Here is an 11,598-nt window from a genome sequence, read left to right as displayed (position 1 = left end):
GTCGGGGTGCCGGTGACGATGACGTCGCCCGGCACCAGCGTGGTGAAGGTCGAGATGTAGTTGATGATGAAGCTGAAGTCGAACAGCATGCGGCTGGTCCGGTCCTGCTGGCGCAGCTCGCCGTTGACGTGGGTGGTCAGCTCGATGTCCTCGAGCTGCGACACGTCCGTGAACGGCACCAGCCACGGCCCGATGGCACCGCTGCCGTCGAAGTTCTTGCCCTGGGTCACGTTGAACTTGGCGTGCCGCACCCAGTCGCGCAGCGTGCCCTCGTTGCAGAGCGACAGGGCTGCAATGTGCTCGAGGGCGCGCTCGCGCGGTATGTGCCGGCCGCCCTGGCCGATCACGATCACGATTTCCCCTTCGTAGTCGAGCTGCGCCGAGGCCGTCGGCCGGGTCAATGGCTGGTTGTGGCCGACGAAGCTGCGCGGGAAGCGCGGAAACATCGAGGGGTAGGGTGGTGCGTCCTGCCCGTCCTTGTACTCTTCGTTGCGCGCGGGGTAGTTGACGCCGATGCAGATGATTTTCTCGGGCCAGGGCACGGGAATGGTGTAGTCGAGGTCGGTCTCGGCAAAATCGACCGTGAGCCCGGCGCTCTCGTCGGCGAGCCGCGCGAGTGCACCGTCGTGGATCACTTCGCGCAGGGTTTGCCACTGCGCCTTGTGGCGCGACCAGAGGTCAATCACGCCGGACGGGGTCAGCAGGCCGTAACGCTGGGTGTCGTCGACCCGGAAGGCCACGAAAGTGGGGCGTTTGCCCACGGGGGAGTCAGTCATGCCGAGGTTTTCCTGGTGTGCACCCGGCCAGAAGCCGTGTCGGAAACAGTACCACCGATCGTCGGCTCACGGCGCGACAATCGGCTTGGCCTGCAGGCGCGGTTCGGCGGTGCCGGTGTTGGCAAAAAGGCTGCCCTCCTCGAACCAGGAACGCGGTGCCGCTGCACCCCAGAGCGTCTGCCGCTGCGGGTCGGTGAGGTCCCAGGCGATCGGTTCGTGGTCCGGGTCGACGGTCTGGTAGTCCGAGCAGTAGATCTCGATGCGGTGGTTGTCCGGGTCGCGGATGTAGAGGAAGAACGCGTTCGAGATGCCGTGGCGCCCGGGGCCGCGCTCGATGTTGTCGACGTAGCCGGTGGTCGACATGAGGTCGAGCAGGTCGATGATGTTGAGCGGCGTCGGTACCCAGAAGGCGACGTGGTGCATGCGCGGGCCAACCCCGTTGGTGAACGCCATGTCGTGCACACCGCCCTTGCGGTGCATCCAGGCCGCCCAGAGTTTCCGGCTTTCGGCATCCTCGGTGTACTCGGTCACCCGAAAGCCCATGTCGTTGTAGAAGGCCACCGAGGCGTCTACGTCGGTCGAGAAACAATTGAAGTGGTCGATGCGCAGCGGTTTCACGCCGCGGTACAGCGCGTACTGCTGGTGGATGTGCGGCAGGCGATCCATGGCATGGTAGAACTCCAACGGCATGCCGAGGTTGTCGCTGGTACGAAGCGTCCGGCCCTGAAAGCGGCGCTCGACCCACGCCGTCGGCCGTCCGCGTGCGGTGAACCACGCCTCAGCGGTGTCGAGGTCGTCTTCGCTGTACACCTTGAAGCCCATGACGTTGACTTCGGCTTTCGGGCCTTCGGTCAAGATAACGCAATGATGGCCCCGTTCTTCCATCGCCCGCAGGTACACGGTGGCGTCGGTTTCGTCGGTGACCTGCAGGCCGAGCGTGGTTTCGTAGAACGCGCGGCTGGCGGCGAGGTCGGTGACCACCAGTTCGATGTGACTCAGGCGGACGACGTTGAAGTCGGGGTAGAGATTGAAAGCGGGCACGGGCATGGTCGTCTCTCCTCAGCCGCCGAGCTTGGGCACGCGGTGCGCGTCGGTGGCAAAACACACGTTCTTCGTTTCCATGTAGAAGTCGAAGGACCAATCGCCACCGTCCCGGCCGATGCCGGAGCTCTTGGTGCCGCCGAAGGGCGTCGGCAGGTGGCGCAGGTTTTCCGAGTTCACCCAGACCATGCCGACTTCCATGCCGTCGGAGAAGCGCATGGCGCGGTTGCTGTCCGAGGTCCAGAGGTAGCCGGCGAGGCCGTACTGCACGTCGTTGGCAAGCGCCAGTGCCTCGGCTTCGGTGTCGAAGGGGATGGCGGTCAGCACCGGCCCGAAGATCTCCTCCTGGGCGATGCGCATGCGGTTGTTTGCGTTGGTGAAGAGGGTGGGCTTGACCCAGCACCCGCCGGCGAGATCGCCCCCCGCCTTCTCGCCGCCGGTGGCGATGGTTGCACCCTCGTCGCGGGCGACCTGCATGTACGAGAGCACCTTGTCTTCGTGCACCGGGTGGATCAACGGGCCGATCGTCGTCTCGGGGTCGAGCGGGTGGCCGAGCCGGATGTTCTCGGCTTTCTTCGCCACCAGGGCGCAGAAGTCGTCGTGGACTGAGCGTTCGACCAGCAGACGGCTGCTGGAGGTGCAGCGCTCGCCGTTGAGCGAGTAGATCATGAACACCGCGGCGTCCGCGGCGCGCTCGAGGTCCGCGTCGGCGAACACCACCACCGGGTTCTTGCCGCCGAGTTCGAAGTGCACGCGTTTGAGGCTGTCAGCGCCCTGGCGCATGATATGCGAGCCGGTGTTGCTCTCGCCGACGAAGGCAATCGCCTTGATCGCTGGGTGTTCGCTGAGCGCGCGGCCCGCCTCCTCGCCGATGCCGTTGACGGTGTTCCAGACGCCGGCCGGCAAGCCCGCCTCGTGCGCGATCTCGACCAGCAGGCGTGCGCTCAACGGCGAGAGCTCGGCCGGCTTGTGCACCACGGTGCAGCCGGCGGCGAGTGCCGGTGCGATCTTCCAGGTGCTGAGCATGAACGGGGTGTTCCAGGGCGTGATCACGCCGACCGGCCCGATCGGGCTGCGCGACGAGATGTTGATCTGCCCCGGGGCGTAGGTGCTCTTGCCGTCGCGGGCGGCCGGCGCCTGGTCGGCAAAGAAGCGGAAGTTGGCGGCCCCGCGCAGCGCGGCCTTGCTCATGAAACGCAGCGATTGCCCGGTGTCCATGCACTCAACGAAGGCAATCTCCTCAGCGCGCGCGACGATGGCGTCGGCGATGCCGTGCAACAGCGCGCGGCGGTCCTTGCCCGGCAGGTCGCGCCAGGCGGGGAAGGCGGCCTGCGCGGCCTGCGCGGCCGCGTCGATCTCGACCGCGTCGCCCTTGGCGACCGTCGCGAGCGGTGACAGGTCCACCGGCGTGACCGACTCGAAGGTGGCGCCGCTCGCCGAACCGACCGAGGCGCCGTTGATGAAATGGGCCACGCCCTCGGCGCGAAACCGGGCGAGATGGGCGTCGGCGGTTTTCAGGTTGTCGTCCAGGGCGCTCATGAAAGGTCTCCGTCGGTGGCGTCGTCTGTCGCGTCCCGGGCGGCGCCGGCCGCCCGCACGCGCGGGTGAATCGCGTTTTTCTTCCAGCTGTACGCCGACTGGATTTCGCGGATCTCGAACGAGAGTGCGAAATGCGGTGTGGCGAGCTGGTTCGCCAGCTCGTCCTGCAGCGCGGCGAACAGCGCCTCGCCGATCGCCGCGCGGTCGGCGTCGGCGCGGCCCTGGCCCATACGCAACGACAGGTCGAGAAAAGCGTTCTCCGGCAGCGCGTCGGCGACGTGGTAGTGCTCGCACCGCACCGCGCGCACGCGCACCGCGCCCACCTCGAAGAAGCCGGTGGCGATGGCGGTCTCGAAAATGCGATGGCACAGGGCGGTGTGGTTGAGGCGGCCGTCGAGGTTGGCCGAGTACTCGTAGGTGAAGTGCGGCATGAGCGGCTCCTGGCAATTGCTTAACATGTTAAACATATGCCCGTTTCGATGCAACGTCCCAATGGTTTGTCGGGATCGCCACTAAGTGCTTGCAAGGCAGCACTAGCCGATATTGATCAACTGGCAGCCAATCCGACCGATTGGTTCTTCAGAAATCCGTTTGCAACGTCGCTAGGTTTTTGAGCAGATTGAGAAAAACCATGAGCAACGCAATTGCAATCGCTGTCTTGGTGTTGTGGGCAACACAGGCCGTTTATGCTGCAAACCCGAGTCAGGCCTCAAACGTCGACGCGATCCCCCTGGCGGGGTCCCTAGACGATCCACAGACAATGTCCGATTTGGCCTGCCAGCGAGACGACGATTGGCATGCAGGCCATCGCAATACGGTGACGTTGGCGGACGTCGAGCAGCATCGAATGCATCTGCGTGACGGTGCATTCGATCAGTTGAATGCGAGTCTCAGTGCCCTCGAAAGTCGCGCTCAGCGTGAGCCTGACGGCGAGACGTTGGCCTACAGCGCCTACAGTGCGCTGGGTTTGGGCCACGCCGATTACACGCCGCACTTCCGCGGTTGGGTTGAACACAGTCCTGATCGCCACGAGGCGCGCTTGGCTTTGGGTCACCATCTACTTCGGCTTTCGATGGCGACCGTCCGACGTGTGCGCAGTGGCGAGCTCGATCGCGCTTATCTTGAGGACGTCTCGCCCCTGCTTGAACAAGCCCGGATCGAACTCGAAACGTCGTTGGCTTACCGATCGACGGTGACGGCGGCGGCGCTGCTCCTTGAAACCTTGAGAACCGCGCGAGACCGAGACGCACTCAATGCCCGGGTTGCGCAATTCAGGTTGGAGTTTCCTGCGTCCTACATCGTGTCGATGGGCATTGCTGAATCGGTGTTGCCACCCTTCAGTGAAAACTATGAACGCTATGTGGCGTTTTATTCGGACTTGGTCGAGCAATACCCCAATGAGCCGTTGTTGCGTACTTTGCGCGGCTTCTTCTGGCAACGCAAAGCACGTTCGGAAGAGCGCCGTTTTCACCGCACCGAACACTATGACACGGCGGTGGCGTGCGGCGGTTGGGCCTGGCTTTACAGAGAGCGCGCTGACTACCACAACGCGCGTTCTTTTCATTCCGAAGAAGAGCGCAACCTTCGGGAGGCGGTTGCGGTTTATCCGGTGTCGGCCATCAGCCACTACCAGTTGGCCAGGGTGCTTGTCAGGTTGAACAACTTCTCGGATTCGCGACACCATTTCGACATCGCGCAGCGGCTTGATCCACTGCTCGCGAACACATCGAAGTGGCCGGTTTTTGCCTCACACGAACTCACGGCTTTCGCCAGGCGTGGTATCGACAATTTGCGCTACGCGTCGGCCGAGGCCTTGCTGTCCCAAGCCTTGACGTTCTTCAGTGAAAACACCGAAGCGCATTCACTGCTGGCCAGGGCCCACTTGGAGCAAGGCGATGTGGCCCGTGGTCACGCTGCGTTGCTGCGTGTTTTGGCCATTGACCCGCTCCATATCAACGCCAACCTCAGTTTGGCCGAGCACTACCTGCGGCAAGACAACCTTGATGCGGCGGAACACCTGTGGGAAGCCGTGTTAGCAGAGCAACCCGACAACGCGTATGCGATAGCGCACATGGGTGATGTCCACATGGCGCGCGGCGATTGGCGCGCTGGGCTCGATGCGTTCATGCGAGCCTGTGAGCAGGGCTACCGTTACGCTTGTAGGCATATGAAGGGCGTTGTGGAGCGGCTGTACAGCGACCCTGACACGCTGGTTGACTTCATGGCTTTCATGCAATCGAGAGCGTCAGACCGCCAATAGCCTTCGTCGTGCTAATCGCGCCTATTTGAGGCAAACACCTGATCCAGTGACAACTTTCCGGCGCCGTAGACCACGAGGTACAGCAGCAGGAACACCCACATTGCGCGCTGATCCAGGATGGTGGCATCGGAAAAGCGGTCGAACCAGGCGCCGATGGTTTCAGCGTCGGCGTGGTGGCCGGTGATGTCGACGATCGATTGCACGAACACGAAGCCGATCATGCCAACGGCGGCAATTCGCGTGAACAGGCCCACCACGATCAACACCGGCAGGATGAATTCACCGTAGGTGCCGGCGTAGACGATCAGCTGGTAGGGGACAACCGGGATCTGCGAGGCGTCGTAGTCGTAGAGCTCGACCACCTTCGGCAGCATCTGGAAATACGCGCCGTCCTGCACGGAGAAGAAGCCCGCGAGTCCCTCTCCAACCTTGGTGGTCGCCGAGTTGAGGTAGTACACCATCAACACGGCAGCGAAGGTGAACCGCGCCATCAGTCCGGGCAGCCACCCTGCAAGGTGCGTCTGGATGGCGTTGAAAACGGCATGGTGCAGTGAGACCAGAGGGCGAATCATGGGTGTGGCCTGTCAGGGGTGATTGTGGTTGGAGGCGTGTGTGGGCGCGTGAACAACCCGAGGCCAAGCAGGTGACCGAGGTGCGCGCCCGCGTCAAAGTCGTCGTTGGTGGACAGTACGTGTTCGGCGGCTTCGCCGATCGACTGGCCTGCGGCAAGGTGCGTGAAAAAGGCGGCGGTCGGTGGCGCGAGCGTGTGCACCTCAACGTCCCAGGCCGGTCGGGTGACCACCACGAATTCCGACTGGTTCATGTCAACCGGGTGCTGGTCGCCGGCGTCGCTGTGGACGGCGTACCAGATGCTGCCAGCGGGCCAGTCCGATGCAATGGTTTGGACGGCCGCGTGTGTCGGCAGCACGAGGCCCGGCAGGCTGTCCGGCGGCAGCTCGGCGAGGTCGGTCAGGGCCAATGTGGGTGTGTCGGCTGCGTGGTAGGCGCAGCCGCGCGCCCATTCGATGCGCGCGACGTCGGCAATGTACGGGATTGACTGTGCGCCTGGGATTGCCGCCATGAATTCGCCGAAGTCGCCACCGTACTCGGCCATCACCGGGCCGACCGGCGGGTGTGCGTCGATGAACGCGCGCGCGACCGCAGCGAAGAATTCGGTGCCAACCAGCTGCCCGACGACAGGGTAGGTCGCCTCCAGGTTTTCAATCAGGCTGACCGCCCGGTTGTTGCGGTAGACATTGAACCGCCGGGTGCGCGCCTGTGATGCCTGGCCTGCGACCGCCTCAGGGCAGTCTGCGTCACTGTCGAGCAGCGCGTCGGTGGTTTGGCGCTGAAAGCGCTCAAGCGATGGCACGGTCGCGTGGCTCGGTCCGGTCGATCAGGATTTCAGCCTGCTTCATGTCCGCGCACAAGGTATCCCAATCGGGCACCTGACTGTCCCACTCGATCAAGGTCGGTGTCGGGCCGCAGTGCTCGAGCGTGAACGCGTACAGCGCCCACACGGCGTCACAGACCTCCCGGTCGTGGGTGTCAATCAGCAAGGGGTCGTCCGGATCCGAGGTGTCGACGTCGTGCCCCGCGAGGTGGATTTCGCCGACCGCGTCGAGCGGCAGTGAGCGGATGTAGTCCGCGGCGCTGTATCCCATGTTCTGCGCCGAAATGTACACGTTGTTCACGTCCAGCAGCAGGCCACAGCCAGTGCGTTTGACGATGTTCGAGAGTAACTCGGACTCCGACAGGGTACTGGTGTCGAGACTGAGGTAGTTCGAGGGATTCTCGAGCAGCATCTGGCGCTTCAGCGTGTCTTGCACCTGGTTGATGTGCGCGCAAATGGTGTCTTCGGTTTCCCGGTTGTAGGGGACAGGCAACAGGTCGCTGTAGAACCGGTTGTCGTGGGTCGACCACGCGAGGTGCTCACTGAACGAGTGGGGCGCCATGCGCTCGACCAGCGCCGCGACACGCGCGAGGTGCCTGGCATCGAGCCCGGCGTGTGAGCCGATCGAGAGACCGACGCCGTGCACCGACAGCGCGTAACGCTCGCGAATCCACGCCAGCACGTCAAGCGGCTTGCCACCCGCACCGAGGTAGTTTTCAGCGTGCACTTCGAACCAGCCGACGTCCGGTTGCTCGGCCAGGATGGTGTCGTAGTGTCGGTGTTTCAGACAGACCCCTGCGCGGGCGGGCAGTGAGGTCTTGGGATGCTTCAGAGTCATGCCGTTCACCATGGCCTCAGGGTCGCAGAGAATGCCGGGGATGGCAACCCGGGCGATGTGCCCGGGTTGCAATACGGACCTGAGACCTAGCCTGTCGGCAGGTCGCGCTCGAGCGCCTCGAGAGAACCTGTACGGTCGCCCGGCAGCTCGAACTTCGCCATGCTGTCGACGCCGTACTTCTCACAGTCGCCTTTCGGGACCAGTGTCCAGGCGTTACCTTGGTAGTCGACCTTCGAGGTGCCAGCGCAGGTGGTGCCCGGACCGGCAGCACAGTCGTTCTTGCCAGCCAGTGAAATGCCGTAGCATTTTTCCTTGCCGGCCGCGGTTGCAGTTTGAACGATCGCGATCTGTGACACGGCAAGTGCCAGTGAACCGGCGATTACAGCAGCGTTGCGGTTGAAGGTTTTGGTGCTCATCTAGATTGTGCTCCTGATGTGTCGACGTGCGACGTTGTGGCTGTGATGCAACGCGGGGTTGCACTCTCAAGACATGCGCAGATCAAGGGGTCGTGGTGTGTGCATGTACGTCTAAGACCCTACCCCGACAGGGCGGTTCATCGCATACGCGTCACCACGTAGTGTCCCGCGATACGGCGTGTTGTGGCACGTGGTTGCAGCGTCGAGGCCCTCCTGGCCTGCATCGCAAGCTTACCTCAGCTGTGGTGCTGAGGGCAGGGTGGGGTCGCCCGATTCGTGCAGGCTCAGTCGGCTACGCGCACAACGACAACGGTGTGCAGCGCGGCGGCCGCGTGCGCCTGACGCCTTGTGGCCCGGGCGGGCGCGCCACAGCGGGACGCCGTGGACCGAGGCGCCTACCAGACGTAGGGCTCCCAGCGGTCGACATCGAGGACGTAGGACGAATTGCCCCATTCGGTGCCGGTGAGCTGGGTGTTCAGCGTGCCGTAGATATACACCGCGTCCCAGAGTTGCGCGGATTCCATGCCGTCTTCGCTTTGGGCGTAGATGATCTGGTTGGACGGCGGTGGCGGCACGTGAATGCACGCGCCCACGTAGGGCACGATCAGAAACCGGTACACACGATCCATGTCGAGGTCGAGCGGCAGCACGTAGCCCGGGATGCGAACGCGTTCGCCGTCGAGCTTCTCGACAACCGGTGCATCGTCGAGGTTCGACATCGCCATCATGGCATTGAATTCCGGCGGCATCAGGTGAATCCACTCGAGGTGTCTGAAACCGTCGGACTCGGCTTCTGGCAGCGTTTCCCAGAGCGGCATGGTCATGCCAAGTTGATCTGAGGCGGGTGCCGGGTTTGGCTGCGTCGGGTCGATGATGATCGGGTCGCTCGACTCGTCGAGCGACAACACCAGATGTTGGTTGGGCGGCGGAGATGTGTCCAACTCGATCCGCTCGTCCTGCACCGCTGCGGCGCCGGGCGGTTCTGCGCCACAGCCCGCGAGTGCGAGGCAAGAGGCCACCGGCAGTACCCATCGAATCACGTCATGTCCTCACAGTCAGGCCGTCGTCGAGTGCGTTGCGGTAGGCCAACGCGGCGGGCGCGATGCCAACCACGGTTGCGCCCGCGATCACAGCAGCCAACAGCGCCCAGGTGCTGGCCGAGGGTGGGCCCAGGGTGACCACGACGCCGTAGGCACTCAAGAGCCACGGGGCCACCGACGCGATCGCGCCGTAATGAAGCACCAGGCCGAGCGCGACACCCACCGCCCCAAGTAGCATCGACTCGCCGCAGAGCAGCTTGAACACGTGGCTCGCGGGCGTGCCCATGGCGCGCAACAGCGCGATCTCGCGTCGACGTTCGTTGATGCCGGCCAGAAGCACGGTCAACATCCCGAGCAGGCTCGCGACCACGACCAGCGCCGACATCGCGAACAGCGCGCGCTCCACGCCCGAGAGGGTGGTCCACAGCGACTGAAGGGTCAATCCGGGAATGATGGCCATGAGGACGTCGTCGGTGTAGCCGTTGACATGCCGTTGAAACGCGAACGTTTTTATCCGGCTTTTCATCCCCACCAGGAAACCCGTGATGGCCTCGGGTTCCGGAATCGGGGCGTTTTGCGGTGCGCCGGCCACACGCACGCCGTTGACCCAGCCGATGTGGATGGCTTCGATGCCCTCGAGTGACACGTGCAGGGTACGGTCGATGGGTGTGCCGGTGGGCGCGAGCACGCCGACCACGGTGAAGGGTTTGTCGTCGTGTGCGGAAATCCCCGCGCCACCGAGACCGTGTGACACCACGATCCGGGAGCCAACGGTGTAGCCGAGCGCGGTCGCGACTTCGCTGCCGAGCACCACGTCGAGCGGGTTATCGAAGGGCCGACCCTCGGACAGACGGATGGTCTGGTCTCGCCCGTAGCGGTAGTACTCAAAGTAGTCGAGGTTGGTGCCGAGCACGCGGTAGCCGCGGTGCGAGTCACCGAGCGAGAGCGGCACGGTCCAGGCGACCGCGGGGTGGTCTTTGAGTGTTTGGTAACTCGACCAGCGCACACCCCCGGTCGGGTCGCCGAGTCGGAACACGGTGTAGAGCAGCAGGTTCACGGGACCGGCGCGCGCGCCAACAATGAGGTCGGTGCCGCTGATGGTGCTTGCAAAATTGGCTTTGGCATCGACACGGATCTTCTCGACGCTCACCAGCAGCATCACGCTGATCCCCATTGACAATGCGGTCAGCAGCGCAGTCGCGCGGCGGTTGAGCAGGCTCTTCCAGGCTAGGCTCAGCCAGAACACGCGCCGTCTCCCGTCAACGACACGCTGCGGTCGAAGTGTGCGCTGAGCTCGCGGTCGTGGCTGACGAACAACACGCTGGTGTCGTGTTGGGCGCACTGTGACAGCAACAGTTCGAGGAAGCCGTCGCAGTTGTCGCGGTCGAGTGCCGAGGTGGGCTCGTCCGCGATGATCAGTCCGGGCTGCCCTATCAACGCGCGCGCCGCGGCCACCCGCTGTTGCTGGCCCACGCTGAGGTCGCTCGCGGGTGCCTGAAACAGGTCCTCGCCCAACCCGAGTTCGCCAAGCAGGCGTCGCGCACAGGCGTCGAGCGACTCGTGCTCGAGCACCGCGGCGCGGCGCGGTGCTGACACACGGCACGGCATCAGCACGTTTTCGAGCACTGACAGGTAGGGCAGCAGGTTGAACTGCTGGAAAATGAAGCCGATGCGGTCGCCGCGCAGCGCGTCGCGTTGACGCGCTGACAGCGACGACAGCTCCGCGCCGAACACGCGGAGGCTGCCCTCGTAGCCGGTGAGCACACCGGCGATGAGGTTGAGCAGGGTGCTCTTCCCGCTGCCACTCGGGCCGTGCAGGAACACACGCTCGCCCTCGGCCAACTGCAAGGCCGGCAGGGTCAGCGCGAACCCGCCCCGCGTGGGGCGGGTGAAGTGCAGCTGCTCGATCGCGACCGTCATTTCAGGTTGAGCACCGTTTGTGAGGGTGTCAATGCCTGAACCTGCGGACCGGACTCCAGCAGCATCTCGGCGTTGACGGTCTCGAGGTAGGCGTTGCCGTCGAACAGCAGCGCCTCGAGCGTCTCAAGCTCGTCCGGCGCGCTGCACGTCAACAGCCAGAGCGCGTTGATTTCGGAGTGCACCGAGCCCTCGCTGTCGTGATCGCCGTGGTCGTGATCGTGTTCATCCTCGCCGTGCTTGTGCTCGTCGTGGTGTTCGTCCTCGTGGTGCTCCTCGCCGTGCTTGTGCTCGTCGTGGTGTTCGTCCTCGTGGTGCTCCTCGCCGTGCTTGTGCTCGTCGTGGTGTTCGTCCTCGTGGTGCTCCTCGCCGTGCTTG

General features: G+C 64.1%; 13 protein-coding genes. 1 reads left to right on the top strand and 12 read right to left on the bottom strand.

Annotation, left to right across the window (positions count from 1 at the left end; all coding sequences use genetic code 11):
* From AAGA11_21400 to AAGA11_21385, 4 genes are all read right to left on the bottom strand, one after another.
* Positions 1–776, bottom strand: a 776-nt coding sequence (locus AAGA11_21400) for a fumarylacetoacetate hydrolase family protein (GenBank protein MEM9605430.1), incomplete at its 3' end; no start/stop codon positions are given.
* Positions 777–842: 66 nt separating this feature from the next.
* Positions 843–1,823 carry a 3,4-dihydroxyphenylacetate 2,3-dioxygenase gene (hpaD, locus tag AAGA11_21395; protein ID MEM9605429.1) on the bottom strand — a complete coding sequence of 327 codons (981 nt, stop codon included), beginning with the start codon at positions 1,821–1,823 and terminating at the stop codon, positions 843–845.
* A gap of 12 nt (positions 1,824–1,835) precedes the next feature.
* Entirely contained in the window at positions 1,836–3,356 is a 1,521-nt protein-coding gene (gene hpaE, locus AAGA11_21390; protein MEM9605428.1) for a 5-carboxymethyl-2-hydroxymuconate semialdehyde dehydrogenase, read from the bottom strand.
* Complete coding sequence (locus tag AAGA11_21385) at positions 3,353–3,787, bottom strand: 5-carboxymethyl-2-hydroxymuconate Delta-isomerase (GenBank protein ID MEM9605427.1); 435 nt, start codon at positions 3,785–3,787, stop codon at positions 3,353–3,355. The genes hpaE and AAGA11_21385 overlap by 4 nt, the downstream gene beginning before the upstream one ends.
* A 200-nt stretch (positions 3,788–3,987) precedes the next feature.
* Between AAGA11_21385 and AAGA11_21380 the strand changes: the two genes are divergently transcribed.
* The gene (locus tag AAGA11_21380) at positions 3,988–5,616 is read left to right on the top strand and encodes a tetratricopeptide repeat protein (GenBank protein ID MEM9605426.1); all 1,629 of its coding nucleotides are present in this window, start codon (positions 3,988–3,990) and stop codon (positions 5,614–5,616) included.
* Positions 5,617–5,627: 11 nt separating this feature from the next.
* Here the strand turns inward: AAGA11_21380 and AAGA11_21375 are convergent, their stop codons facing one another.
* The 8 genes from AAGA11_21375 to AAGA11_21340 all read right to left on the bottom strand — a co-directional run.
* Positions 5,628–6,188, bottom strand: coding sequence for a DoxX family protein (locus tag AAGA11_21375; protein ID MEM9605425.1), 561 nt, complete (start codon positions 6,186–6,188; stop codon positions 5,628–5,630).
* Entirely contained in the window at positions 6,185–6,988 is an 804-nt protein-coding gene (locus AAGA11_21370; GenBank protein ID MEM9605424.1) for a DNA-binding domain-containing protein, read from the bottom strand. The genes AAGA11_21375 and AAGA11_21370 overlap by 4 nt, the downstream gene beginning before the upstream one ends.
* The gene (locus AAGA11_21365; protein MEM9605423.1) at positions 6,975–7,847 is read right to left on the bottom strand and encodes a DUF692 domain-containing protein; all 873 of its coding nucleotides are present in this window, start codon (positions 7,845–7,847) and stop codon (positions 6,975–6,977) included. The genes AAGA11_21370 and AAGA11_21365 overlap by 14 nt, the downstream gene beginning before the upstream one ends.
* A gap of 86 nt (positions 7,848–7,933) precedes the next feature.
* Positions 7,934–8,263 (bottom strand): DUF2282 domain-containing protein, encoded by a 330-nt coding sequence (locus AAGA11_21360; GenBank protein MEM9605422.1) that lies wholly within the window; start codon positions 8,261–8,263, stop codon positions 7,934–7,936.
* 395 nt (positions 8,264–8,658) lie between these two features.
* Positions 8,659–9,303: a DUF3299 domain-containing protein gene (locus tag AAGA11_21355; GenBank protein ID MEM9605421.1), complete on the bottom strand. Its 645-nt coding sequence runs from the start codon at positions 9,301–9,303 to the stop codon at positions 8,659–8,661.
* A gap of 1 nt (position 9,304) precedes the next feature.
* A complete protein-coding gene (locus tag AAGA11_21350) occupies positions 9,305–10,549 on the bottom strand; it encodes an FtsX-like permease family protein (GenBank protein ID MEM9605420.1) in 1,245 nt (414 codons plus the stop codon).
* On the bottom strand, positions 10,537–11,223 hold the full coding sequence (locus tag AAGA11_21345) for an ABC transporter ATP-binding protein (GenBank protein MEM9605419.1): 687 nt from the start codon (positions 11,221–11,223) through the stop codon (positions 10,537–10,539). The genes AAGA11_21350 and AAGA11_21345 overlap by 13 nt, the downstream gene beginning before the upstream one ends.
* On the bottom strand, positions 11,220–11,598 hold a 379-nt coding region (locus AAGA11_21340), incomplete at its 5' end, for a hypothetical protein (GenBank protein ID MEM9605418.1). The genes AAGA11_21345 and AAGA11_21340, both read right to left, overlap by 4 nt.

Source organism: Pseudomonadota bacterium (assembly GCA_039196715.1).
Classification (GTDB): Bacteria; Pseudomonadota; Gammaproteobacteria; order CALCKW01; family CALCKW01; genus CALCKW01.
Note: the sequence above shows the minus strand (reverse complement) of the source record. Positions and strands in the feature narration are given on the sequence as shown.

What these genes read in the sequence shown, in the direction of transcription:
- AAGA11_21375 (MEM9605425.1), bottom strand. Translation starts at nt 6,188, where the DNA reads ATGATTCGCCCTCTGGTCTCACTGCACCATGCCGTTTTCAACGCCATC.
- hpaE (MEM9605428.1), bottom strand. Translation starts at nt 3,356, where the DNA reads ATGAGCGCCCTGGACGACAACCTGAAAACCGCCGACGCCCATCTCGCC.
- AAGA11_21380 (MEM9605426.1), top strand. Translation starts at nt 3,988, where the DNA reads ATGAGCAACGCAATTGCAATCGCTGTCTTGGTGTTGTGGGCAACACAG.
- hpaD (MEM9605429.1), bottom strand. Translation starts at nt 1,823, where the DNA reads ATGCCCGTGCCCGCTTTCAATCTCTACCCCGACTTCAACGTCGTCCGC.
- AAGA11_21385 (MEM9605427.1), bottom strand. Translation starts at nt 3,787, where the DNA reads ATGCCGCACTTCACCTACGAGTACTCGGCCAACCTCGACGGCCGCCTC.
- AAGA11_21365 (MEM9605423.1), bottom strand. Translation starts at nt 7,847, where the DNA reads ATGACTCTGAAGCATCCCAAGACCTCACTGCCCGCCCGCGCAGGGGTC.
- AAGA11_21345 (MEM9605419.1), bottom strand. Translation starts at nt 11,223, where the DNA reads ATGACGGTCGCGATCGAGCAGCTGCACTTCACCCGCCCCACGCGGGGC.
- AAGA11_21360 (MEM9605422.1), bottom strand. Translation starts at nt 8,263, where the DNA reads ATGAGCACCAAAACCTTCAACCGCAACGCTGCTGTAATCGCCGGTTCA.